The organism is Arthrobacter sp. G.S.26, assembly GCF_050847375.1.
Classification (GTDB): domain Bacteria; phylum Actinomycetota; class Actinomycetes; order Actinomycetales; family Micrococcaceae; genus Arthrobacter.
The window spans coordinates 3703474-3726969 of sequence record NZ_CP193752.1 but is presented as its reverse complement, the minus strand read 5'-3'; the positions used below and the strand labels follow the sequence as shown (position 1 = coordinate 3726969).

Sequence of the window (23496 nt, the reverse complement as noted above, 5' to 3'; positions counted from 1 at the left end):
GTGGACTATCCCTTCAGGTCCGGGCGGGAAAAATCGGGTCGGGGGCCGTGCCGGTCGGCAAAGCCAGGGGAGCGCCCTGGAGGAGTCCGGGCAGATTGTGGAAGTCGTTAAAGGCGTACACATTGAAGCCGGCAAACAAGGGGTCCCCTGCCAGTTCCCGGTGGACGTCGCGGATCAGTTGGGAACTGTCATAGTGCAGGAGGTCATGCCGCTTCCACAGTGCGCGGGCCATGCCGGTCCCGCGGGCCAGCTTGAGGGAGCGGCCCACCCCCAGGCGTGCGCCCATGGTCAGGAGCTTTTTGGTGGAAACCGGGCCCGGTACGCCCACCCAGACAGGCAGCTCGATTCCGCTGCTGCGGAGCGTCCTGAAGTACTGGCCGATGGTCTTCGCGGAGAAGCACATCTGCGTGACCATGCAGGAGGCCAGGGGCGCCTTGGCTTCAAGGCTGTGCTTCAGCTGGTCCGCGCTGAGCCCGGGGTGGCCCTCGGGGTAGCCGGCGATGCCCACGGACATGTCAGGTGAAAAGGCCTTGATGGCTTCGAGAAGCTGCCCGCTCCACGCGTAAGGACCGGCAGGGCTCCGGCGGTCGCCGGCAACAGCGAACAAGTCCTGGATCCCGGCGGCCTGCAACTGCTCCAGCATCCCGGTCAGTCCGTCATGGCTGGTGATGCTCCGCGCAGCGAGATGGGGCACCGTCCGGTAGCCGTGCGCGGCGAGCTCGATTGACGCCGCGACGGTCCGCTCGGGGCCGTGGTGCGGAAGGCATGTCACGCTGACCAAACCGGGCGCTCCGAAAACGGCGGGGAGCCGCTCCAGCAGGTCGGCAGAGGGAACGACTTCCAGCCGCACCTGCGGCACAGCTCCGTGGCTCATCGTTCTCCGTTCTTTGGTGGACCTGGGCTGCCTCCAGTGTGCGGCAACCGGCACATTTGCAAAGGCAATCCTGACATTTCTATCCGGATTTATTGATATATTAGATCTGGGAATACTATGTTCCTGGAGCGTCCCAGTCAAGGCTCCGTCATACGGTCGAAGGGACCTGAACGTGAACAGCAGCAGCGGACTACCCGTCGAAACCGGCGGCGCTGAGGTGCCGCCACGCCAGGACGACGAGACTTTTGCCGACTACGCCTACCGGGTTCTTTGCGATGAACTGATCGTCCTGGACATCAAGCCGGGAGAGCCGCTCAACGACGACGTTATCTCCCGGCGGCTCGGTGTTGGCCGCACGCCGATCCGGGAAGCCATGAAACGGCTGGAAGGCGATCACCTGGTGGTGGCTTACCCTCGCCGGGGGACGTTCGCCTCCGGAGTGGATATTACGGACATGGCCGAAATCTCCGAGATCCGTCAGCTGCTGGAACCAGCCGCAGCGGCGCGGGCCGCGCGGGTGGCCTCGCCCAGGGTGAAGCAGGAACTGAAGGAGTTCGCCCGGGAGGTGGACCAGCTCCTGGCCGGCCGGTTGGCGCAGCGGGACCTTATGCGCCTGGACATGAGGGTCCACCGGACCATCTACCGGGCGGCGGGGAGCCGGCACCTGGAAGACGTCCTGATCCGCTACGACAACCTGGCCACCAGGATCTGGAGCCTCGTCCTGGAAAAGCTGCCTCCGGTCTCGGAACACATTGCCCAACACATCGAGCTGCTTGAATGCATCGCCGATGGAGACGTTGAAGCCTCTGCCCGGCTGACCGCCAAGCACGTCTCTGAATTCGAGAACCTGATCCGGGCGGTCCTCTAACCCACGGGAAGCCGGCCGGCCAGTGACTGCGCCCGGGCGGCCTCTGCAGTGTGCAGCAGCAGCAGCGCCGTGGTGACGGAGCCGACGCCCCCGGGAACGGGAGTCAGCGCAGCTGCGACGCCCCGGACGCTTGTTTCATCCACATCGCCCACCAGGGATCCGTCGGCCAGGACGTTGGTCCCGACGTCGATCACTACTGCCTTGGCAGACACGTGGCCGCCGGTCAGCAGGCCCGTCCGTCCGGCGGCGACCACCACGATGTCAGCGGCCCTGGTGTACGTCTCCAAAGGACCCGACTTCGAGTGGCACACCGTGATGGCGGCGTCCCTTTCGAGCAGCAGCAGGGCCAGCGGCTTTCCCACCACAGCGGAACGGCCAACCACAACAACGTTCCGCCCCGCCACGGGGATGTCGTAGTGGTCAAGGATCTCCACCACGGCGCGTGCGGTGGCAGGAGCGAACGCCGGCTGGCCTACGGCCAGGCGGCCCAGGCTCAAGGGGTTCGCACCGTCGATGTCCTTCTCCGGGGCGATCATGCCCACCAGCTCATCGATCCGGACGCCCCGGGGCAGGGGGGTCTGCAGGATGATGCCGTTGACGGACGGCTCAGAGCTCAAGTCCCCCAGCACGCTGGCCAGTGCCTGCTCGGTGGCGTCGTGGCCCAGGTCAATGATCCGGCAGCCGACGCCGGCGCGTTCCGCTGCCCGCTCAATGGACCGGACGTACCAGTGCGTTGATTCGTCGTCCGTGGCCACCACAACAGCGAGGGTAGGGTGCAGGCCGTCGTTTTCCAGGGCGCGGGCTTCGTCCTGGGCCCGCTGCTTGATCAGCCCGGCCAGGCTCTTCCCGGAGAGCAATGCAGTGTTCAACTGAGGATCCTTTCGCGGACGCGTGCCACGAGCCTGTCCGCGGCCAGGACGGTCTTTTCTTCGAGTCCGTCTGTTTGTTCCGACAGCGCCGTGCGCACCCCGGGGTCCTTGATGGCCACGACGTTGATGTCGATGTTGATGCGGGCGGTTGTTGCGGCTGCCCGTGCGGCGTCGGCAGCGGCGGCGATGTCGCTGATGACGCTGGCGTTGGCTACCTCGAACAGTTCGGCTGCAAGGTCCACCACTTCTCCGGCGAGCGTAATGAGCTGCGCGGGGGTCCGGGCAGCCCGGACGAGGGCGTCCCGGATTCCCGCCGCCTTCGCGGTTTTGAGTGCCTCGGTATCGGTGGGGAGCTTGTAGGCGTCAATGACGCCCTGGAAGGCGACCTCGTCGGCGTCGGCAAGGTGCAGGGCCTCATCGCGGAGCCGGTCGGCAACTTCGATGATGCGCTGCACGGTCCCGGCGTGCTGCTCGTACTTGCCGCCGGTGGTGTAGCGGCCAACCATGGCGACCAGCGCGGCGCCCTGGGCAGCGTGAAGTGCCGCTGCTGCGCCTCCGCCGGGAGTCGGGTGGCGGGCCGCAAGCCTGGCGAGATAATCGGAGATTGTTTCTGAACTGATCATGGGTCCGTTCCTGGCTGGGGCTGGGTATGCCCGAAGGGAAGGGACGCGGCGCGGACCCCGGTTGCGAGGGGAGGGTCCGCGCCGCGTCCCTGGTGGATGGCCCTGCGGACTGTTAGCCGCGGAGCCTGGACATGGTGGGGTCGTACAGCGGATCAGCCGTAACGGTGGCCTGGATACGCCGGCCGAAGTACTCAATTTCCACGGCGTCTCCCACGGACACCGCAGCCGGCAGGTAGGCGTAGGCGATTGGCTTGGCAACGGTGTAGCCGTAGGCCGCGCTGGTGACGTAGCCAACTGCCTGGTCCTTGTAGAACACCGGTTCCTTGCCCAGCACAATGCTGCGTCCGTCGTCGACGGTCAGGCAGCGGAGCCGGCGGGTGGAGCTCTCCTCGGAGCGGCCTTCCAGCGCGGCCTTTCCGACGAAGTCGTCCTTGGTCATCTTCACGGCGAAGCCAAGGCCGGCTTCGTAGGGATCGTGCTCGGTGGTCATGTCGGTGCCCCATGAGCGGTAGCCCTTTTCCAGGCGCAGTGAGCTGAACGCGGCGCGGCCTGCGGCGATGACGCCGAACGGCTGGCCAGCCTTCCACAGAGCGTCCCAGAGGCGCTGGCCGTTGTCTGCGCTGGTGTACAGTTCCCAGCCCAGTTCGCCAACGTAGGACAGGCGCATGGCGGTGACGGTGACGCCGCCGATGACGACCTTCTTGGACCGGAAGTAGCGCAGGCCGTCGTTGGAGAAGTCGTCGTTGCTGACGGTGCCGATGAGGTCCCGGGCGAGGGGGCCCCAGAGGCCGATGCAGCAGGTCCCGCCGGTGGTGTCGCGGACCTGGACCCAGTCGCTGGCCGTGCCGTTTTCGGTCTGGTGGCGGGCGGCCCGCTCGAAGTAGGCGGTGTCGATGTTTCCGTTGGCGCCGAGCTGGAACGTGTCTTCGCTCAAACGGGCCACGGTGATGTCGCTTCGGACGCCACCGGCGTGGTCCAGCAGGAGGGTGTAGGTGACGGCGCCGGGCTTCTTGGACATGTCGGCGGTGGTCAGCTCCTGCAGCAGCTTCATGGCTCCGGGGCCGGAGACCTCGAGGCGCTTGAGCGGGGTCATGTCGTACATGGCCACTGCCGTACGGGTCTTCCACGCTTCCGCGGCGGCGATGGGTGAGCTGAACATGGCCGACCAGGCGTCGCGGGCCGGCGGCTGCCAATCGGCAGGCATCTCCTTGAGGAGGTCGGCGTTGGCTTCGAACCAGTAGGGACGCTCCCAGCCGGCGCCTTCGAGGAAGACTCCGCCCAGGGCCTTGTGCCTGGCGTGGAACGGGCTCACCCGGAGGTTGCGCGGGGAAAGCTTGGGCTGCAGCGGGTGCAGGACGTCGTAGATTTCCACGAAGTTCTGCTGGGAGGTTTCACTGACGTATTCGGGGGTCAGCTGGACCTCTTCGAAGCGGTGGATGTCGCAGTCACCGAGGTCGATGGAGGACTTGCCGGTGGTCAGCAGTTCGGCCACGGCGCGGGCGATGCCGGCGGAGTGGGTTACCCACACGGCTTCGGCGACGAAGAAGCCGTCCAGTTCCTTCGACTCGCCCACCAGCGAACCGCCGTCGGGGGTGAAGGAGAAGATGCCGTTGAAGCCGTCTTCGATTTCGCTTTCCCGCAGGGCAGGAAGCAGCTGCTTGGTGGCTTCCCATGCCGGGAGGAAGTCCTCGAGTGTGAAGTCGAGCCGGGAAGGCATGTTGTGTTCGCTGATGCTGCTGGGCTCGTACTTGCCCAGCTCGTCCAGGTCCACGGGCATGGGCCGGTGGGCGTAGGAGCCGATACCGTAGCGGTCGCCGTGCTCGCGGTAGTAGAGGTCCTGGTCCTGGTGGCGGAGGATCGGCAGCGTGGCGCCGTTCGGCAGCGGGTTGCGGCCCTCCTGCGCGGGGACCGGAGTGGTTTTGACGTACTGGTGGGCCAGGGGAAGGAGCGGGACCGACATGCCGATCAGTTCGCCGACCTTTGCGCCCCAGAATCCGGCGCAGGAGACCACGATGTCAGCCGGGATCACGCCGTCGGGCGTCTCGACGCCCGTGACCCGCTGGCCGGACTGTTCGATGCCGGTGACCTCTGTGTTGCCCAGGTACGTTACGCCGGCGGCTTCGGTCCGCTTGATCAGCAGCTGCACGGCGCGCGCGGCGTTGGCCAGGCCATCGGAGGGAACGTGGAGGCCGCCCAGGATGTCCTCGTCGTTGATCAGGGGGTAAAGCTCCTTGCACTCGGCGCGGCTGAGGATCTTGCCTTCGATGCCCCAGGCAGCGGCATAACCGAGCTTGCGCTTGAGGTCGGTCAGGCGGGTCTCCGTGGTGGCCACTTCCAGGCCGCCCACCTGGTTAAAGCAGCTGACGCCGTCTTCAGTGAGGGAAAGGAGCTTCTCCACGGTGTACTTGGCGAACAGTGCCATGGACTTGGAAGCGTTGGTCTGGAAGACCAGGCCGGGGGCGTGGGACGTGGAGCCGCCCGGCATGTTGAGGGGACCCTGGTCCAGGACCGTGATGTTGTTCCACCCGCGGGTGACAAGTTCGTCGGCGAGGTTGGTGCCAACGATTCCAGCTCCGATGATGACAATGCGAGGCGTCGATGCCATGTGGTTTCTCCTGCTGATGTTCGTGTGTGGGCGATGCCGGGTTTTGCTGGTGGTTACCGGAATACCACGGTGCTGGTTTGGTCCAGCAGCACGCGGTGTTCACAGTGCCAGCGCACGGCGCGGGACAGGGCCAGTGCTTCCGCATCCTGACCGATGGTCGAAAGGGTGGTGGGTCCGTACGTGTGGTCCACCCGGATTACTTCCTGCTCGATGATCGGGCCCTCGTCCAGGTCCGCAGTGACGTAGTGCGCCGTGGCACCGACGAGCTTGACGCCACGGTCGTAGGCCTGGTGGTAAGGCCGGGAGCCCTTGAAGCCGGGGAGGAAGGAATGGTGGATGTTGATGGCCCTTCCCTCCAGGGAGCGGCAAAGGTCGTTGGAAAGCACCTGCATGTAGCGTGCCAGCACCACGAGGTCGATGTGGTGCTCGTCCACCAGGTCCAGCAGCTGACGCTCCGCGTCCGCCTTCGTGTCAGGCGTCACCGGGATGTAGACGAACTCGAGTCCGGCGGCCTCCGCCATTGCCCGGTGGGTTTCGTGGTTGGAAACCACCAGGACGAGGTCCCCGCCCAGGCTGCCACCGCGCCAGCGGAAGATCAGGTCATTGAGGCAGTGGCCAAACTTTGAGACCATAACCAGGACGCGCTGCTTGGTTTGGTCATGGAAGCTGAACTTCATGTCGAACCGCTCAGCGATGGGCCGGAACTCTTCTTCGAGCTGGTCCGGCGAGTACGCAGAGGTTTGGGAAAAAGCAGTGCGGAGGTGCAGTGTCTGGCGCAGGCCGTCGTCGAACTGCTGGTGCTCGTCGATGTTGAAGCCGCGTTCAAACAGGAAGGTGGTGACTGCCTGCACGATGCCAGCGCGTTCGCCGCACGACAGTGTGAGCACGAACTTCTGCACCGGCGTCTCCGATGCTGCATGAGGCTTGGTCAGGGTGCTTGCAGATGAGCCGGTATCCACGAGGGTCACGGGTCCTCCTTCAGATATATTCCTAGGTTCTAAACTGATATATTAGAATTGTGACCTAGCGTATACTGGTCATTGGGTGCGGTCAATAGGCATTCGTGGCCCAAGGGAAGAGGGGGTGCCGCCGTGGCATTTGAATATCTGGCATTTGCGGATGCAACAGTTGGAAAGTCGCTGGCGGACGTTGCGTACGCCAAGATCCGGGACCGCCTGGTGATGCTGGATATCAAGCCCGGCGACCTGCTTAACGACGACCTCCTCGCCAAGGACCTTGGCGTGGGGCGCACGCCCGTGCGGGAGGCCCTGAAGCGCCTCGAGCTGGACCGCCTGGTGGTCACCTACCCCCGCCGCGGAACCTTCGCCACGAGGGTGGAGGTGACGGACCTTGCGTTCATCTCCGAGATCCGGGCCCAGCTGGAGCCCCTGGCTGCCGCCCGTGCAGCGCGGGTGGCGTCGCCGGCAACCCGGGCGCACCTGCGCAGCGTGGTGGCCGAGGTCGAAGCCTATGACGTGGGCTCCGCCTCGGTGGTGGAGACCCTGCGCCTTGACGCCAGTGTCCACCGGGGTATCTATGCGGCGGCAGCAAACCCGCACCTGGAGGATGTCCTGATCCGGTACGACAACCTTGCCACCCGGATCTGGTGCATGGTCCTTGACCGGCTGCCGGATCTCTCCCACCATGTCCGGGAGCACCTGGACCTCCTGGCTGCCGTGATTGACGGCGATGAGGACAGGGCGGCCGAGCTGGCGCGCGTCCACGTCAGCGGCTTTGAACATGCTGTCCGGCAGGCACTCTTCGCCGCGTAGGCCGGGGCATGGAAAGCTGTTGACACCCCTCTTGGCGGGTAGGATACTTGATCTCCGAACTAATATATCAAAAGGATATTAGACCCGAGACCAGGAGAAATCATGGTTGGTGTACCTCTTACCGGCGGCAGCCGGGTGAAGCGCGGCATGGCCGAGATGCTCAAGGGCGGCGTCATTATGGACGTTGTCAACGTTGAACAGGCCCGCATCGCCGAGGACGCCGGTGCCGTGGCCGTGATGGCCCTGGAACGCGTGCCGGCCGACATCCGCGCCCAGGGCGGCGTCTCCCGCATGTCCGATCCCGACATGATTGACGCCATCATCGATGCCGTGTCCGTCCCGGTCATGGCCAAGGCCCGGATCGGCCACTTTGTCGAAGCCCAGGTCCTGCAGTCCCTCGGTGTTGACTACATCGACGAATCCGAGGTCCTGACCCCGGCCGACTACGTCAACCACATCGACAAGTGGAACTTCAAGGTCCCGTTCGTCTGCGGCGCCACCAACCTGGGTGAGGCACTGCGGCGCATCAACGAGGGCGCGGCGATGATCCGGTCCAAGGGCGAGGCCGGCACCGGCGACGTATCCAATGCCACCGGCCACATGCGCCAGATCCGTTCCGAGATCGCCAAGCTCGCGGCCCTGCCCGAGGACGAGCTGTACGTTGCGGCCAAGGAACTGCAGGCCCCGTACGAACTGGTCAAGGAAGTCGCCGCTGCCGGCAAGCTGCCCGTGGTGCTGTTCACCGCCGGTGGCATCGCCACCCCGGCCGATGCTGCCATGATGATGCAGCTCGGCGCTGACGGCGTGTTCGTCGGTTCCGGCATCTTCAAGTCCGGCAACCCCGCCCAGCGCGCCGCCGCCGTGGTCAAGGCCACCACGTTCTTCGATGACCCCGACGTCATCGCCAAGGCCTCCCGCGGCCTGGGCGAGGCCATGGTGGGCATCAACGTCGACGAGATCCCGCAGCCACACCGCCTCGCAGAACGCGGCTGGTAGCGGACATGACCATGCTGGGGACGCGCCCGGTGAAAACCGCCACGGGACGTGGCAGGCGGGAGGACTGGTCACAGCTGACCGGGCGCACCGTTGAGGTATGGATGCAGGGGGAGCACATTGCCACCGGCATTGTTGATCAGGCTGCCGACGATGACTCGGTGCTCTGGATCGCCGGCGCCGGCGCCGATACCCGGCGCCTGTTCGATAAATTCAGTGGCTACCAGATATGGGCCTGAACCCGCAGATATCCTGACTGCCAAGGCCTCGGCCGGACCCGTGTCCGCCGGGGCTTTGGCGTTTGTTCGTGCCCGTCCTGATGCCCGGCATTGACTGGCGGTCCCGACGGCGTCAGGCCACGCTGGTTGCGGTTTAACGCGCAGAGTCCTGTCCCCGGTGCCACTGGCGCCGGGGACAGGACTTCGGCTCAACTGAGGTCTGTCCTGTCCGCCCTATCGCGGTTGGCAGGCGCCCTGGTTGTGGGGATGCTTCCGGTTGGGGTCCCACCGGAGCAGTCGGCGTCCGTACAATTCTCGGAATCGTGCCGGGTGACGAGGTCGAATTGGATGCCGCGGTGTTGTTCGACGCCGGTGCGGATGGCGCGTTCGACGACGGAGGTGGCGAGGCGGCGGTGGAGGGAGAGGGGGTCGCGGCGGAGGTCTTTGGTGAGGGCTGCGCAGAGGAGGAGCATGACGATGACGAAGGGTAGTGCTGCGACGATGGTGATGCGTTGGAGTCCGGCGAGGGCTTCGGAGGGGACGTCGCCGCCGGCGAGGAGCATGACGGCTGCGACGGCGCCGGTGAGGCAGCCCCAGAAGATGACGATGGGGCGGCGGGGGTGTTCTGCGCCGTTGGAGCTGAGGGAGCCCATGACGATTGAGGCGGCGTCGGCGCCGGTGATGAAGAAGATGGCGACGAGGACCATGGCGAGGATGATGACGGCGGCGGTGGCCCAGTCGGGCATGCTGAGGTTTTTGACGAGGTCGAAGAGGGAGCCGTCGAAGTTGATGGAGGGGCTGCCGTTGGTCATGGTGACCAGGCCGGGGGTGTTGTTTGTGTCGGCTTGTTGTTGGATGTTGATGGCGGCGCCGCCGAAGATCGCGAACCAGATGATGCTCACGACGCTGGGGACCAGGAGGACGCCGGTGACGAATTGGCGGATGGTGCGGCCGCGGCTGATGCGGGCGATGAAGAGGCCTACGAAGGGTGTCCAGGAGATCCACCAGGCCCAGTAGAAGATGGTCCAGCCGGAGAGCCAGGTGCGGAGGGCGTCATCGCCGACGGCTTCGGTGCGGGAGGACATTTCGGCGAGGTCCCGGACGTAGTCGCCGACGGCGGAGGGGATGAGGTTCAGGATGAACAGGGTGGGTCCGACGAGGAACACGATGAGTGCCAGGACGACGGCGAGGATCATGTTGATGTTGGAGAGCCATTGGATGCCGCGGCTGATGCCGGAGACGGCGGAGGCGACGAAGCACAGGGTCAGGATGGCGACGATGACCACGAGGACGGGGGTGCCGATTTGTCCGAACCAGCCGTTGGAGGTCATGCCGCTGCCGATTTGCAGGGCGCCCAGGCCCAGGGACGCGGCGGTGCCGAAGAGGGTGGCGAAGATGGCCAGGATGTTGATGAATTTCCCGACGGGTCCTTCGACGACGCGGACTCCGAAGAGTGAGGTGAAGGCGAGGGAGATCAGTTGCCGGCGGCCCAGGCGGTAGGTGCCGTAGGCCATGGCGATGCCGACCACGGCGTACATGGCCCAGGGGTGCAGGGTCCAGTGGAAGATTGAGGTGGCCATGGCGGTTTGGATGGCGGCGGGGGTGCGGCCGTCCACGGTCCCTGGTGGGGGTGAGACGTAGTGGTAGAGGGGTTCGGCGACGCCGTAGAACATCAGGCCGATGCCCATGCCGGCGGCGAACATCATGGCGACCCAGGACACGGTCCGGAATTCGGGTTTTTCGCCGTCTTTGCCCAGGGGGATGTTCCCGAATTTGCCCATCGCGAGCCAGAGGACGAAGACGACGAACAGGGAGGCCAGGAGCATAAAGAGCCAGCCGGTGTACTCCATCACCCAGTTCAGGGCGGTTGTTGAGCTGGCGGACAGGCTGTCCCGCCCTACAAAGCCCCAGACCACAAACGCAATGGCAATCGCGCCCGTGATGCCAAAGGTGACTTTATCCAGGGTGAGTTTGTGGTTGCGGCGGTCCGCAACAGCCCGCTCAGTCCTGGCGCTGCGCAGCTCCTCCATGATCTGCGCGTGCTCTTCCGCGTCAGGCAAACCGGCTGATGCACCGGCGTCTTCCGGGTCCGGCGGGATGGGCGAGCCCGCCGCGTTGACGTCGGCGGGAAGCTCGTTAGGTTTAGGGGTTGATACTTCACTATTAATGGCCATGAGCGGGTCCTTTGCTCGGCGAGTCATGGGCGTGCGATGAACATGGTCTTTGGGGGTGGGCCGGGTGGGGATTGTGGGCCTTGGCCGGGGCGATAACCATGGTGTTGCCGTCGGGAATCCTGCTTGCTCTCACGCAGCCCAAAACCGCTGGGTACAGGGGTCGTCGGTGGCAGGATTCAACCGTCCTTCGTGCGGAGGACGGTGTCAGGCGGGGCTGGGTCCAACCGTTGTGCCTTCCCGGAAGCGGGGTCGCTGAGCGGGCAAGCGTTGTGTATGGAGCACCTCGTTAGGGTCCGGAAGTGTCTTTGTGAACACTGGAGCGGCGCACTCGGAGAGCGTTCCGCAAGAATCAACAGATTTCGCAGTAAGCAACAGAGTGCGCCCCGTCACACCCCCGTGTCAAGGACTTTGGGGTCGTATTTCGGAGACTTTCCTAATGTCACCGTTGTTGCGCATCATGATGAGTGTTGCGTATCAAGCAATTCATCAAACCGAAACACGCAGGTGCTTGCGCTGGCCAAATGGACAGGCTCGACCGCTTTTAACGACCGGCGGCCGCTACCGCCGGGTGTAGCCCATTTTGGCGCTGGTCAGCAGGCCGGCTTCTTTCAGGGTTTCAACCGCGCCGGGGACGGCCTCGGGCTCAAAGCGGAACGCCGGCCCGGAAATGCTGAGGGCGCCAATCACCAGGCCAACATGGTTGAAGACGGGAACTGCCACTGCGGTCAGGCCGATTTCGAACTCCTCATGAACCATGGCGTAGCCGTTGCGGACGACGTTGAGCAGCTGGTGTTCCAGCTTTTTCCGGCTGGTGATGGTCCGCGGCGTCCTCGCCGGCAGTCCGGTTTCCTTCAAAATGCGGTCCCGGTCCGCCACGGTCAGCGCAGCCAGCAGGACTTTTCCGCTTGAAGTGGCATGCAGGGGTGTCAGGCTGCCCACCCAGTCGTAGGTGGCGAGGGTTGCCGGGCCCATGGCCTGGTCCACGTTGACGGCGTAGTTGGAGCGCAGTACGGCCAGGTTCACCGTTTCCTTGAATTCGTCCGCAAGGCTTTCCAGGACGGGCCTGGCCTCCCGCACCAGGCTGAGCCGGCCGGGGATGGAACCTGCCAGCCGCAGGATGCCGAAACCCAGCTGGTACTTCCCGCGTTCGCTGTTCTGGTGGACCATCTCCCTGCTGACCAGCGACCCCAGCAGGCGCGAGGCGGTGGACTTGTGGATGCCCAGCTCTTCCGCGATTTCGCTGACCCCCGCATGGCCGGTCCGCGCCAGGATTTCCAGGACAGCGAGGGCCCGGTCCACGGACTGGACGCCGCCGTGCGGGCCGGTTGGCGCCCCGACATCGGGTCCGGGTTCGCTGTTCATGGGCACAGGGCCACCCTGTCATCCGTTCCGGGCGGGGGCAAGAGCGGGGTCAGGGCCACAGCGGACTGCGCCAGCATCAGGCGCCTACCCGATGCCGCTGCTGTGGGCCATCGCGATGGCCTCCGTCCGCGAGGAAGCACCAACCTTGCGGTAAATGTTCCGGAGGTGGAACTTCACCGTGTTCTCGCTGATATGCAGCTTCGTGGCGATGGCGCGGTTCCGTTGGCCGGCGGCCAGCAGCTGCAGCACGTCCAGTTCACGGTCGCCGAGCTTCCAGCCGGAGACATCGGCCAGCGGACGCGCCGGCGGATCCAGGGGGAGCGAGACGGCGACGTCGGAGCCCCACCCGGACATCACGTCCACGGACATGCGGCCGTGCAGGGCCTCGACGCGCTGGGTGAGCCGCACCATGCTGGGCGCCGCCGCGGACAGTTCGCCTGCGCCGTCGTCGCGGACGTTGACCAGGAGGTTCAAGCCGTCGCAGTCCCACTGCATGCGGATCCGGCGGACCCCCGACTGGTCCACCATGGCGAGCACCAGCCCGCGGACGATCGCGCGGGCCGCATGTGCCACTTCGCCGGGCAGCGCGCGGCCGTTCACGGGCGGTTCGATGAACTGCACGTCGATGCCACTGAAATGCGTGAGCGGTCTCAGGTCTTCGCGGAGGCGCTGGAAGGCGGTGGCAACCGGCTCTTCCACCATTTCCGTGGTCCGGTCGCTGAGCGTGCGGAGTCCCACCAATGCCTTGGCGGCGACGTCGGTGGCGGACTTGCGGGCCGCTTCGTCGTCGAGTGCGGGGGAGCGCAAGGCCGCGAGCAGGGTTTCGAGCGTGGTGGAGTGGCTGTCCACCAGTTCCGCCGTGACCCGGACCCGTTCAGCGGAGGCCGCGCGGGATTCAATGAGGTACGACGGCGGCGCATCAGCCACCTTTTCGCGGATCCGCTCGGCGGCCAGGGTCCACAGGTAGCGGAGCATCCGCTCCGCCGCCGGGTGGTCCGCAGGATCGGGCAGGGGTTTGGGGTCGATGAGGACCAGCAGGGCATTGCTCGGCGAAGTAAGTGTCAACACGGTGCGGTCCCTGCCGGCCAGGAACGCTTCGCCCTGCCACACCCCACCCTGCGGGGTTCCGGAGCCGGGCAGGGACGCCCGGATATGGTCCAGTTCCGTGATGGACACTTGGCTGATGATGGCCTCGTCGCCGGCCTTCTTCTGCGGCCGGCCGGTGCATTCCTCGGTGAAGATGACCAGCGCGCTGCTGCCCACGTACGGGAGGGCTGCATCCCTGAGCCGCTGGGCGATGGTGGCCAGTGGCGCCGTACATAAAGCTGCAATGGCAGCCAGCAGGGGCGGGGCCGCCGTAACGGGTGCGGGGGTGCGGACGGCCGTGGGGGTGCCGGCAACAGAGAAAGGGATCACCCGTCCATTCTACGTTTTCCGGCCATTCTGCCTATCCGTTTGGGTAGGTAAGACCGTTCAATCTTGGCGTTGGACCTGCCCGCCGGGGGAGTCAGGATTAGAAGGTAACTTTCGCTGGAAAGAGGGAGCTGTCAATTGAGCATCATCACGAACACTGATCCGGCAGACACCGATCACGTGGCCCCTGCCGATACCGCCCGGGCATTCAGCCGCAACCGGGAGCTTGTCCTGGCCGAGATCAGTGCGGTGTTCCGTCGTATTGATCCTGAACAGGTGGCGGCCCTGGTGACCCAGCTCAGGCTGGCCGACCGGGTCTTCGTGACCGGCGCCGGGCGAAGCGGCCTGGTACTGAAAATGGCGGCCATGCGGCTGATGCACTTTGGACTGACGGTCCACGTGGTTGGCGAGACTACGGCGCCCGCCATCCGTGCCGGCGACCTGTTGCTCGCGGCCTCCGGCTCCGGAACCACCGCGGGTGTGGTCAAGGCGGCCGAAACCGCTGCCGGCCAGGGTGCTGCCGTGGCCGCGTACACCACCAACCCCGGTTCGCCCCTCGCAGCTGCCGCGGCCGCCGTTGTGGTCATCCCGGCCGCCCAAAAAACGGACCACGGCTCGGCCGTTTCCCGGCAGTACTCCGGCAGCCTTTTTGAGCAGGTGCTGTTCGCAGCCACCGAAGCGGTGTTCCAGAGCCTTTGGGACGCCGACGCTGCGGCCGCCGAGGAACTCTGGCAGCGCCACGCGAACCTTGAATAGCTGACCCAGCCCAGCTTTCCCAACCTCAGCGTTCCCCATTCCAGCTCCCCAACCCAGCAGTCCCACCCAACGCAAGGAAAACCATCATGAAACTGCAAGTTGCCATGGACGTCCTCACCGTCGAAGCCGCCCTGGATCTCGCCGGCAAGGTTGCCGAATACGTCGACATCATCGAACTCGGCACCCCGCTGGTGAAGAACGCCGGCCTGTCCGCCGTGACCGCCGTCAAGAACGCCCACCCGGACAAGATCGTCTTTGCCGACATGAAAACCATGGACGCCGGGGAACTGGAAGCCGAGATCGCGTTCAACGCCGGTGCAGACCTGGTCTCCGTGCTCGGCAGCGCCGACGACTCCACCATCGCCGGAGCCGTCAAGGCCGCCAAGGCACACAACAAGGGCATCGTTGTTGACCTGATCGGTGTCGCGGACAAGGTGACCCGCGCCAAGGAAGCCCGCGCACTCGGCGCCAAGTTCATCGAGTTCCACGCCGGCCTCGACGAGCAGGCCAAGCCGGGTTACAACCTGGACGTCCTCCTCGGTGCCGGCGAAGAAGCCCGCGTGCCGTTCTCCGTTGCCGGCGGAGTCAACCTCTCCACCATCAACGCGGTGCAGCGCGCCGGTGCCGACGTCGCCGTTGTTGGCGGTTCCATCTACAGCGCCAGCGACCCCGCAGTGGCTGCAAAGGAACTCCGCGCGGCCATCATCTAGGCCGCATCCATCCCCGCCGGGCAAAGCCAGGCAGGAAACCACGACGGCGGTCCGCACCTTGGGTGCGGGCCGCCGTTTTGTGGTGGTGCTGGGCAGGCCTGGAGTCGCCGGTGCGGTGCTGCGCCGTCCAGTCGGGTTCCGGCGGCGGGGGTCCTGGCGGGAGGCCTGGTGTCATTTTCCGGTGGGAGGGGTCCTGACCGGAGGCCTGGTGTCATTTTCCGATCACCCCTTGACGCCCCTGTGATCCCCCTCATACCATTGAAGCCACACTAATATATTAGTTTGATAGCAATAGTATTTCAAAGGAGCCACCGTGGTTGAGCAGTTGAACGAGCGACTTTCCGCAGTCGATCCCGAGGTCCAGCAGGCAATCGTCCGCGAGCTGGATCGCCAGCAGTCAACGCTGGAAATGATCGCCTCGGAGAACTTCGCACCCGCCGCCGTCATGGAGGCGCAGGGCTCGGTCCTGACCAATAAGTACGCCGAGGGCTACCCGGGAAAGCGCTACTACGGCGGCTGCGAGCACGTTGACGTGATTGAGCAGCTCGCCATCGACCGCGTAAAGGACCTGTTCGGCGCAGAGTTCGCCAATGTCCAGCCGCACTCCGGCGCACAGGCCAACGCAGCGGCCATGTTCGCACTGCTCAACCCGGGCGATACCATCATGGGCCTGAGCCTGGCCCACGGCGGCCACCTCACCCACGGCATGAAGATCAACTTCTCCGGCAAGCTCTACAACGTGGTCCCGTACAACGTGCGTGAAGACGATCTCCGGATCGATATGGCCGAGGTTGAAGCGCTGGCCCTGGAGCACAAGCCCAAGCTGATCGTGGCTGGCTGGTCCGCGTATTCCCGCCAGCTCGACTTCGCCGAGTTCCGCCGCATCGCGGACCTCGTGGGCGCCTACCTGATGGTGGACATGGCCCACTTCGCCGGCCTGGTGGCAGCAGGGCTGCACCCCAATCCGGTGCCGTACGCCGACGTCGTCACCACCACCACACACAAAACCCTGGGCGGACCCCGCGGCGGAGTCATCCTCGCCAAGGAGCAGTACGCCAAGAAAATCAACAGCGCCGTGTTCCCCGGCCAGCAGGGCGGGCCGCTGGAGCACGTCATCGCCGCCAAGGCCGTCGCCTTCAAGCTGGCCGCCGGTCCGGAATTCAAGGAACGCCAGGAACGCGTCCTGCAGGGCTCCAAGCTGCTGGCCGAGCGCCTGCTCCGCGACGACGTCGCCGCAGCCGGCATCTCCGTGGTCAACGGCGGAACCGACGTCCACCTGGTCCTGGTGGACCTTCGGAACTCCGAACTCGACGGCCAGCAGGCCGAAGACGCGCTGCACAGGATCGGCATCACGGTCAACCGCAACGCCGTCCCGTTCGACCCCCGCCCGCCGATGGTTTCCTCCGGCCTCCGGATCGGTACCCCCGCCCTCGCCACCCGTGGCTTCGGTGCGGCAGAATTCACCGAAGTCGCGGACATCATCGCGACGGCGCTGATCGCCGCTGCAGGCAACGGCGCCGTGGCGGGCGAATCCCTCAGCGAGGCCACCGCCGTCGAACTCCGCTCCCGGGTCACCGCACTGGCCAACGCGTTCCCGCTCTACCCCCACCTGGTCAACGGCACCGAAATCGCAGCGTTTGAAGCAGACCTGATCGGAGCAGCCCAGTGAGCACCCACCAGCTTCCGGAGCACCCGGATTTCCTCTGGCGCAACCCGGAGCCCAAGTCCTCCTACGACGCCATCATCGTGGGCGGCGGCGGGCACGGCCTGGCCACTGCGTACTTCCTGGCCAAGAACTTTGGCATGACCAACATCGCCGTCCTGGAAAAGGGCTGGCTGGCTGGTGGCAACATGGCCCGCAACACCACCATCATCCGTTCCAACTACCTCTGGGACGAGAGCGCGGCCATGTACGAAAAGGCGCTCAAGCTGTGGGAGGTCCTGCCGGAGGAACTGGAATACGACTTCCTCTTCAGCCAGCGCGGCGTGATGAACCTCGCCCACACCCTGGGCGATGTCCGTGAAAGCATGCGCCGCGTGGGCGCCAACAAGCTCAACGGTGTGGACGCTGAATGGCTGGACCCGAAGCAGGTCAAGGAACTCTGCCCCATCCTGAACATCAACGACAACATCCGGTACCCCGTGATGGGAGCCACCTACCAGCCCCGCGCGGGCATCGCCAAGCACGACCACGTCGCATGGGCCTTTGCCCGGAAGTGTGACGAGCTGGGCGTGGACATCATCCAGAACTGCGAGGTCACCGGCTTCCTTAAGGACGGCAACCGCGTGGTAGGCGTCAAGACCAACCGCGGCACCATCAACACCGAGAAGGTTGGCCTCTGCGCCGCCGGGCACAGCTCGGTCCTGGCCGAAATGGCGGGCTTCCGGCTCCCCATCCAGTCCCACCCGCTCCAGGCGCTGGTCTCGGAGCTGCACGAACCCGTCCACCCCACCGTGGTGATGTCCAACCACGTGCACGTCTACGTTTCGCAGGCACACAAGGGCGAACTGGTCATGGGCGCCGGCGTGGACTCCTACAACGGCTACGGCCAGCGCGGGTCCTTCCACGTGATCGAAAACCAGATGGCTGCCGCCGTCGAACTCTTCCCCATTTTCGCCCGGGCACACGTGCTGCGGACCTGGGGCGGCATCGTGGACACCACCCTGGACGCCTCGCCGATCGTGGGCACCACCCCGGTGGAGAACATGTTTGTGAACTGCGGCTGGGGAACCGGCGGCTTCAAGGGCACCCCCGCTGCCGGACTCACGTTTGCGCACACCATCGCCACAGGCGCCCCGCACGAGCTGAACAAGCCGTTCGCGCTGGGACGCTTCGAAACCGGAGCCCTGATCGACGAACACGGCGCTGCCGCCGTGGCCCACTAGCCGCCGTCCCCTAGAAAGAAGACGCACATGCTGCTCATTTCATGCCCCAACTGCGGCTCGCGCGACGAGACCGAGTTCCACTACGGCGGCCAGGCCCACGTTCCCTACCCGGAAGTCCCCAGCGAACTGAACGACCGCGAATGGTCCGAGTACCTGTTCTACCGCGACAACACCAAGGGCACCTTCGCCGAGCGGTGGCTGCACAGCACCGGCTGCCGGCAGTGGTTCAACATGCTCCGCGACACCGTCACCTATGACATCCAGGCCATCTACCCGATGGGTTCGGCCCGCCCGGATTCGGCCGGCGCCCCGACCCCTGATTCCGGCACCGCCAGCCTCGCTCCGGACAGCACCACCACCGGGACCGCCGCGCCGGACGTCACCGGCACCAGCATCTCTCCCGCCACCGCCCCGGAAGGAGCAACCAAGTGACTTCCCAGAACGCCCGCCTCGCTGCCGGCGGACGCATCGACCGCAGCATCTCCTGGCGTTTCACCGTAAACGGCGAGGAATTCGTTGGCCACCCGGGCGATACGCTGGCCTCGGCCCTGCTGGCCAACGGCCGCGTCGCCGTCGGCAACTCCCTCTATGAGGACCGCCCCCGCGGCATTATGTCCGCCGGTGTGGAGGAAGCCAACGCCCTGGTCCGGATCGAACCCCGGTTCCCCGGCCACGTGGCCGAGTCCATGCTGCCCGCCACCACCATCACCCTGGTGGATGGCCTGAAGGCGGACCTGCTCAACGGACTGGGCCGCCTGGATCCTGAAGAGGACCACGCCGAGTACGACAAGAAGTACGTCCACACCGACGTCCTGGTGATTGGCGGCGGCGCCGCCGGCCTCGCAGCCGCCCGCGAAGCCGTCCGCACCGGCGCCCGCGTGATGCTGATGGATGACCAGCCCGAACTTGGCGGCTCGCTCCTCTCCGGCTCAACCGCGCCCGGCCTGGCCGAAACCATCGAGGGCAAGCCCGCCCTGGAATGGGTGGCGGATGTCGAGGCCGAACTCGTCTCCGCCACGGAATCCACCGTCCTGAACCGCACCACCGCGTTCGGCGCCTACGACGCCAACTACGTCATCGCAGTCCAGAACCGGACCGACCACCTCTCCAGCCCGGCGGCTTCCGGTGTCTCCCGCCAGCGGATCTGGCACGTCCGCGCCAGCCAGGTGATCCTGGCCCCCGGCGCCCACGAACGGCCCCTGGTCTTCGAGAACAACGACCGCCCCGGCATCATGCTCGCCTCGGCCGTCCGCACCTACCTCAACCGCTACGCCGTAGCCGCCGGCCAGCGCACCGTCATCAGCACCACCAATGACAGCGCCTATGCCGTGGCCGCAGACCTCGCCGCCGCCGGCGTCAAGGTTGCCGCCATTGTGGACGCCCGCCCCGTGCTCAGCGGCGTGGCAGCCGCTGCCGTTGAAGCCGGCATCCGGGTGCTGATCGGCAGCGCCGTGGCAGACACCTCCGCCGGCGCGGATTCCCGCCTGGACGGCGTGACCGTCCGCAGCATCAACGAGGACGGCGAACTCACCTCCGGCGTCGAACAGATCGCCTGCGACCTGCTGGCCGTCTCCGGTGGCTGGAGCCCGCTGGTGCACCTCCACTCGCAGCGGCAGGGCAAGCTGCGCTGGGATGATGACCTCGCGGCATTTGTGCCGAGCACCGTGGTTCCCAACCAGCAGAGCGTCGGTTCCGGCCGCGGCAGCTTCGACCTGGCCGACTGCCTGGCCGAAGGCATTTCCGCGGGCGCCGCGGCAGCGATCGCCGCCGGCTTCGAATCCGCCGTTGTCCCCGTTCCGCTGCAGGACGTGAAGGCTTCGGCCCCCACCCGCCAGCTGTGGCTGGTACCCGGCGCGGCAGGCACCCCGGACGACTGGCACCACCACTTCGTTGACTTCCAGCGGGACCAGTCAGTGGCTGACGTGCTGCGGTCCACGGGTGCAGGCATGCGGTCGGTGGAGCACATCAAGCGCTACACCTCCATCAGCACCGCCAACGACCAGGGCAAAACCTCCGGCGTCAACGCGATCGGCGTCATCGCCGCCGCACTGCGTACTGCCGGCGAAGCGGCCCGCGGCATCGGCGACATCGGCACCACCACCTACCGGGCGCCGTTCACCCCCGTGGCCTTCGCAGCATTGGCCGGACGCCAGCGCGGCGAACTCTTCGACCCCGCCCGCGTCACCTCGATCCACCCCTGGCACGTGGCCAAGGAAGCCCTGTTCGAGGACGTCGGGCAGTGGAAGCGCCCCTGGTACTACCCGCAGGGCGGGGAGGACATGGACGCAGCAGTGCTGCGCGAATGCGGCGCCGTCCGCGAATCCGTGGGCTTTATGGATGCCACCACCCTGGGCAAGATCGAAATCCGCGGCAAGGACGCCGGCGAGTTCCTCAACCGGATCTACACCAACGCTTTCAAGAAGCTCGCCCCGGGTTCCGCCCGCTACGGCGTGATGTGCATGGCTGACGGCATGATCTTCGACGACGGCGTGACCCTGCGCCTGGACGAGGACCGGTTCTTTATGACCACCACCACCGGTGGCGCCGCGAAGGTGCTGGACTGGCTGGAGGAATGGCTGCAGACCGAATGGCCGGAGCTGGATGTGCACTGCACCTCGGTCACCGAACAGTGGAGCACCATCGCCGTCGTCGGGCCCAAGTCCCGCGAAGTGATCGCCCGGGTGGCCCCGGAACTCGCCGCCAACGGTGGCCTGGAGCCGGAAGCCTTCCCGTTCATGACCTTCCGCGAAACCACGCTGGCCTCCGGCGTGCAGGCCCGGGTCTGCCGGATCTCGTTCTCCGGTGAACTGGCTTACGAAATCAACGTACCCGCCTGGTACGGCCTGAACACCTGGGAGTCCGTGGCGGCTGCCGGGGCCGAGTTCAACATCACCCCTTACGGCACGGAAACCATGCACGTGCTCCGCGCCGAAAAGGGCTACCCGATTGTTGGCCAGGACACCGACGGCACCGTCACCCCGCAGGATGCCGGGATGGAATGGATCATCTCCAAGGCCAAGGACTTCATCGGCAAGCGCTCCTACACCCGTGAGGACGCACAGCGTACGGACCGCAAGCACCTGGTAAGCGTCCTTCCGGTCGACAAAACCCTGCGGCTGCCCGAGGGCACCCAGCTGGTGGAGAAGGGGATCAACACCAACCCCGCAGACGGACCCGTCCCCATGCAGGGCTTCGTGACCTCCAGCTACCACAGCGCCGCCCTGGGCCGGTCGTTTGCGCTCGCACTGATCACTAACGGCCGCAACCGCATCGGTGAGACCCTGCTGGCCGCCGCAGGCGACCAGCTGGTTGATGTTGTTGTCGCAGAAACCGTACTTTTTGACCCCGAAGGGACCCGCAAAGATGGCTAACACAGCAGCACTCGAAGGCATCAATGGACTCCGGGACATCCGCCGCAGCCCGGCCTCACACCTGGCCCCCGCACTGGAAGCCGGGTCCATCGAAGGAACCGTTGTCCTGAAGGAGGGCCCGTTCCAGACCATGGCCGGCGTCCGCGTCGACCCCGGATCCGAAGCCGGCTCGCGCATCGGCTCCGTTGTTGGCGGCCTGCCGGCACGGTGCGGGGAAGTGGGCGGCACGGAGCGTGCCAGCGTGCTCTGGCTGGGACCGTCCGAGTTCCTGATGGTGGCGCCCGAAGAGGCGCATGACTCCCTGGGCGGCGACCTGATCGGTTCACTCGTGGCCGCCCTGGGCGATGCACCCGGGCAGGTGGTGGACCTCTCCGCCAACCGCACCACGTTCGAACTCACCGGACCGCGCGCCCGCGCCGTCCTGGAAAAGGGCTGCGCGCTGGACCTGCACCCCCGCACCTTCACCGCAGGGACAGCACTGAACACCGAAGTGGGCTTCATTCCGGTCATCCTGCTGAAGTCCGGCGAGGAGAGCTACCGGCTCTTCCCCCGCGCTTCGTTTGCGGACTTCCTTGGCAGGTGGCTCCTGGATGCAATGAGGGAGTTCGCTTCCCCCGAGGTCCCCTGATGGCACTTAGTGCCCTGGATCTTTTCTCTGTTGGCATCGGGCCGTCGTCCTCACACACGGTCGGCCCGATGCGGGCAGCGAAGCTGTTCGCCGAAGGACTCAAGGCCGACGGCTACCTCAGCGATACAGTCCGGGTCCAGTCGGAGCTCTTCGGCTCGCTCGGCGCCACGGGCCGCGGCCACGGCTCCGACAAGGCAGTGGTCCTGGGCCTGCAGGGCCTCGACCCGGAAACGGTGAACACCGCTACGGCTGACGACCAGGTGGCTGCCGCCGCCCTGGACGCCGAGCTCCTGATCGGCGGAAACCACCGGGTGGACTTCAACTGGGACGAGGACGTGGTGCTGCACCGCCGGAAGTCGCTGCCCGCGCACCCCAACGGCATGACCTTCCGCGCACTGGACCACACCGGGTCCGTCCTCAGCGAGCGGAGCTTTTATTCCATTGGGGGCGGCTTCGTTGTTGACGGCGGTGCCGGCCCCGGTGACCAGGTGGTGGCGGACGAAACTCCGCTGCCGTACCCCTTCACCACGGCGGATGAGCTGCTGGCCATCTGCCGCCGCGAAGGAATGTCCATCTCCGACGTCATGCTGGCCAACGAACTGGTGTGGCGCAGCGAGGCGGAGCTCCGGGAGAGCCTGCTGAAGCTGTGGGCCGTGATGCGCGAATGTGTTGACAACGGCTGCGCGGCGGAAGGCATCCTTCCCGGCGGACTCAAGGTCCGGCGCCGGGCGCCGTCGTTGTTCCGCACGCTGACCGCGGACACCGGCGTCACTGATCCGCTCCGGGCCATGGAATGGGTCAACCTGTTCGCACTGGCGGTCAACGAGGAAAACGCCGCCGGCGGGCGCATCGTCACGGCCCCCACCAACGGCGCTGCCGGAATCGTGCCCGCCGTGCTTCACTACTACATCAAATTTGTTCCGGGAGCCGATGACGACGGTGTGGTCCGCTTCCTGCTGGCGGCGGCCGCCGTCGGAATCCTCTTCAAGATCAACGCCTCCATTTCCGGAGCCGAAGTCGGGTGCCAGGGTGAGGTGGGCTCGGCCTGCTCCATGGCAGCTGCCGGGCTCTGCGAGGTGCTGGGCGGAACCCCCGAACAGGTGGAGAACGCCGCCGAAGTGGGGATCGAACACAACCTCGGCCTGACCTGTGACCCCGTTGGCGGCTTGGTGCAGATTCCCTGCATCGAACGGAACGCGATCGCCAGCGTGAAGGCCATCAATGCTGCGCGGCTGGCGCTGCACGGCGATGGCAGCCACAAGGTGTCGCTGGATAAAGCCATCAAAACCATGCGTGAGACAGGAGCGGACATGAAAACCAAATACAAGGAGACCTCCCGCGGAGGACTCGCCGTCAACGTGATTGAGTGCTGAG

Annotated in this window: 20 protein-coding genes; 12 read left to right on the top strand and 8 right to left on the bottom strand. The window is 65.9% G+C overall.

What is annotated here, in order from left to right; all coding sequences use genetic code 11:
* Positions 1–13: 13 nt before the first annotated feature.
* On the bottom strand, positions 14–874 hold the full coding sequence (locus ACRB8A_RS17150; protein ID WP_056595498.1) for a methylenetetrahydrofolate reductase: 861 nt from the start codon (positions 872–874) through the stop codon (positions 14–16).
* Positions 875–1091: 217 nt separating this feature from the next.
* Between ACRB8A_RS17150 and ACRB8A_RS17145 the strand changes: the two genes are divergently transcribed.
* Positions 1092–1742, top strand: coding sequence for a GntR family transcriptional regulator (locus ACRB8A_RS17145; protein WP_056595813.1), 651 nt, complete (start codon positions 1092–1094; stop codon positions 1740–1742).
* On the opposite strand, the gene ACRB8A_RS17140 is transcribed toward ACRB8A_RS17145, so the two are convergent.
* The 4 genes from ACRB8A_RS17140 to purU all read right to left on the bottom strand — a co-directional run bounded on the left by ACRB8A_RS17140 (position 1739) and on the right by purU (position 6807).
* Entirely contained in the window at positions 1739–2611 is an 873-nt protein-coding gene (locus tag ACRB8A_RS17140) for a bifunctional 5,10-methylenetetrahydrofolate dehydrogenase/5,10-methenyltetrahydrofolate cyclohydrolase (RefSeq protein WP_432245196.1), read from the bottom strand. The two genes, ACRB8A_RS17145 and ACRB8A_RS17140, sit on opposite strands and share 4 nt — an antisense overlap.
* Entirely contained in the window at positions 2608–3234 is a 627-nt protein-coding gene (locus ACRB8A_RS17135; RefSeq protein WP_432245195.1) for a cyclodeaminase/cyclohydrolase family protein, read from the bottom strand. Before ACRB8A_RS17135 ends, ACRB8A_RS17140 begins: the two co-directional genes overlap by 4 nt.
* A gap of 112 nt (positions 3235–3346) precedes the next feature.
* The gene (locus ACRB8A_RS17130; RefSeq protein ID WP_056595493.1) at positions 3347–5839 is read right to left on the bottom strand and encodes a GcvT family protein; all 2493 of its coding nucleotides are present in this window, start codon (positions 5837–5839) and stop codon (positions 3347–3349) included.
* A gap of 53 nt (positions 5840–5892) precedes the next feature.
* On the bottom strand, positions 5893–6807 hold the full coding sequence (purU, locus tag ACRB8A_RS17125) for a formyltetrahydrofolate deformylase (protein ID WP_432245194.1): 915 nt from the start codon (positions 6805–6807) through the stop codon (positions 5893–5895).
* Positions 6808–6930: 123 nt separating this feature from the next.
* On the opposite strand from purU, the gene ACRB8A_RS17120 reads away from it, so the two are divergent.
* The 3 genes from ACRB8A_RS17120 to ACRB8A_RS17110 all read left to right on the top strand — a co-directional run bounded on the left by ACRB8A_RS17120 (position 6931) and on the right by ACRB8A_RS17110 (position 8843).
* Positions 6931–7611: a GntR family transcriptional regulator gene (locus tag ACRB8A_RS17120; protein WP_050687827.1), complete on the top strand. Its 681-nt coding sequence runs from the start codon at positions 6931–6933 to the stop codon at positions 7609–7611.
* Positions 7612–7713: 102 nt separating this feature from the next.
* Positions 7714–8607: a pyridoxal 5'-phosphate synthase lyase subunit PdxS gene (gene pdxS, locus ACRB8A_RS17115; RefSeq protein WP_432245193.1), complete on the top strand. Its 894-nt coding sequence runs from the start codon at positions 7714–7716 to the stop codon at positions 8605–8607.
* Positions 8608–8612: 5 nt separating this feature from the next.
* Complete coding sequence (locus ACRB8A_RS17110; RefSeq protein ID WP_285241893.1) at positions 8613–8843, top strand: hypothetical protein; 231 nt, start codon at positions 8613–8615, stop codon at positions 8841–8843.
* Positions 8844–9031: 188 nt separating this feature from the next.
* Here the strand turns inward: ACRB8A_RS17110 and ACRB8A_RS17105 are convergent, their stop codons facing one another.
* The 3 genes from ACRB8A_RS17105 to ACRB8A_RS17095 form a co-directional block, all read right to left on the bottom strand.
* Positions 9032–10996, bottom strand: a complete 1965-nt coding sequence (locus ACRB8A_RS17105) for a BCCT family transporter (RefSeq protein ID WP_432245192.1) — start codon at positions 10994–10996, stop codon at positions 9032–9034.
* Positions 10997–11554: 558 nt separating this feature from the next.
* Entirely contained in the window at positions 11555–12358 is an 804-nt protein-coding gene (locus ACRB8A_RS17100; protein ID WP_056598575.1) for an IclR family transcriptional regulator, read from the bottom strand.
* 84 nt (positions 12359–12442) lie between these two features.
* Positions 12443–13771, bottom strand: a complete 1329-nt coding sequence (locus ACRB8A_RS17095) for a helix-turn-helix transcriptional regulator (protein ID WP_432246060.1) — start codon at positions 13769–13771, stop codon at positions 12443–12445.
* Between the two features lie 138 nt (positions 13772–13909).
* Between ACRB8A_RS17095 and hxlB the strand changes: the two genes are divergently transcribed.
* From hxlB to ACRB8A_RS17055, 8 genes are all read left to right on the top strand, one after another.
* Positions 13910–14527, top strand: a complete 618-nt coding sequence (hxlB, locus tag ACRB8A_RS17090) for a 6-phospho-3-hexuloisomerase (protein WP_432245191.1) — start codon at positions 13910–13912, stop codon at positions 14525–14527.
* 86 nt (positions 14528–14613) lie between these two features.
* Positions 14614–15237, top strand: coding sequence for a 3-hexulose-6-phosphate synthase (gene hxlA / locus ACRB8A_RS17085; protein WP_050686032.1), 624 nt, complete (start codon positions 14614–14616; stop codon positions 15235–15237).
* Positions 15238–15550: 313 nt separating this feature from the next.
* Positions 15551–16906, top strand: coding sequence for a serine hydroxymethyltransferase (glyA, locus tag ACRB8A_RS17080; protein ID WP_432245190.1), 1356 nt, complete (start codon positions 15551–15553; stop codon positions 16904–16906).
* The gene (locus tag ACRB8A_RS17075; protein ID WP_432245189.1) at positions 16903–18123 is read left to right on the top strand and encodes a sarcosine oxidase subunit beta family protein; all 1221 of its coding nucleotides are present in this window, start codon (positions 16903–16905) and stop codon (positions 18121–18123) included. The genes glyA and ACRB8A_RS17075 overlap by 4 nt, the downstream gene beginning before the upstream one ends.
* 27 nt (positions 18124–18150) lie before the next feature.
* Positions 18151–18555 (top strand): sarcosine oxidase subunit delta, encoded by a 405-nt coding sequence (locus tag ACRB8A_RS17070; RefSeq protein WP_050686022.1) that lies wholly within the window; start codon positions 18151–18153, stop codon positions 18553–18555.
* A complete protein-coding gene (locus ACRB8A_RS17065) occupies positions 18552–21494 on the top strand; it encodes a sarcosine oxidase subunit alpha family protein (protein WP_432245188.1) in 2943 nt (980 codons plus the stop codon). The genes ACRB8A_RS17070 and ACRB8A_RS17065 overlap by 4 nt, the downstream gene beginning before the upstream one ends.
* Positions 21487–22122, top strand: a complete 636-nt coding sequence (locus ACRB8A_RS17060; RefSeq protein ID WP_432245187.1) for a sarcosine oxidase subunit gamma — start codon at positions 21487–21489, stop codon at positions 22120–22122. Before ACRB8A_RS17065 ends, ACRB8A_RS17060 begins: the two co-directional genes overlap by 8 nt.
* On the top strand, positions 22122–23495 hold the full coding sequence (locus ACRB8A_RS17055) for an L-serine ammonia-lyase (RefSeq protein ID WP_432245186.1): 1374 nt from the start codon (positions 22122–22124) through the stop codon (positions 23493–23495). Before ACRB8A_RS17060 ends, ACRB8A_RS17055 begins: the two co-directional genes overlap by 1 nt.
* The last annotated feature ends 1 nt before the right edge of the window (position 23496 follow it).

Excerpts from the sequence above, each read along its gene's own strand:
- ACRB8A_RS17150 (WP_056595498.1), bottom strand. The coding sequence starts at position 874 with ATGAGCCACGGAGCTGTGCCGCAGGTGCGGCTGGAAGTCGTTCCCTCT.
- ACRB8A_RS17135 (WP_432245195.1), bottom strand. The coding sequence starts at position 3,234 with ATGATCAGTTCAGAAACAATCTCCGATTATCTCGCCAGGCTTGCGGCC.
- ACRB8A_RS17130 (WP_056595493.1), bottom strand. The coding sequence starts at position 5,839 with ATGGCATCGACGCCTCGCATTGTCATCATCGGAGCTGGAATCGTTGGC.
- pdxS (WP_432245193.1), top strand. The coding sequence starts at position 7,714 with ATGGTTGGTGTACCTCTTACCGGCGGCAGCCGGGTGAAGCGCGGCATG.
- ACRB8A_RS17110 (WP_285241893.1), top strand. The coding sequence starts at position 8,613 with ATGACCATGCTGGGGACGCGCCCGGTGAAAACCGCCACGGGACGTGGC.
- ACRB8A_RS17105 (WP_432245192.1), bottom strand. The coding sequence starts at position 10,996 with ATGGCCATTAATAGTGAAGTATCAACCCCTAAACCTAACGAGCTTCCC.
- ACRB8A_RS17100 (WP_056598575.1), bottom strand. The coding sequence starts at position 12,358 with ATGAACAGCGAACCCGGACCCGATGTCGGGGCGCCAACCGGCCCGCAC.
- hxlA (WP_050686032.1), top strand. The coding sequence starts at position 14,614 with ATGAAACTGCAAGTTGCCATGGACGTCCTCACCGTCGAAGCCGCCCTG.
- ACRB8A_RS17070 (WP_050686022.1), top strand. The coding sequence starts at position 18,151 with ATGCTGCTCATTTCATGCCCCAACTGCGGCTCGCGCGACGAGACCGAG.
- ACRB8A_RS17060 (WP_432245187.1), top strand. The coding sequence starts at position 21,487 with ATGGCTAACACAGCAGCACTCGAAGGCATCAATGGACTCCGGGACATC.
- ACRB8A_RS17055 (WP_432245186.1), top strand. The coding sequence starts at position 22,122 with ATGGCACTTAGTGCCCTGGATCTTTTCTCTGTTGGCATCGGGCCGTCG.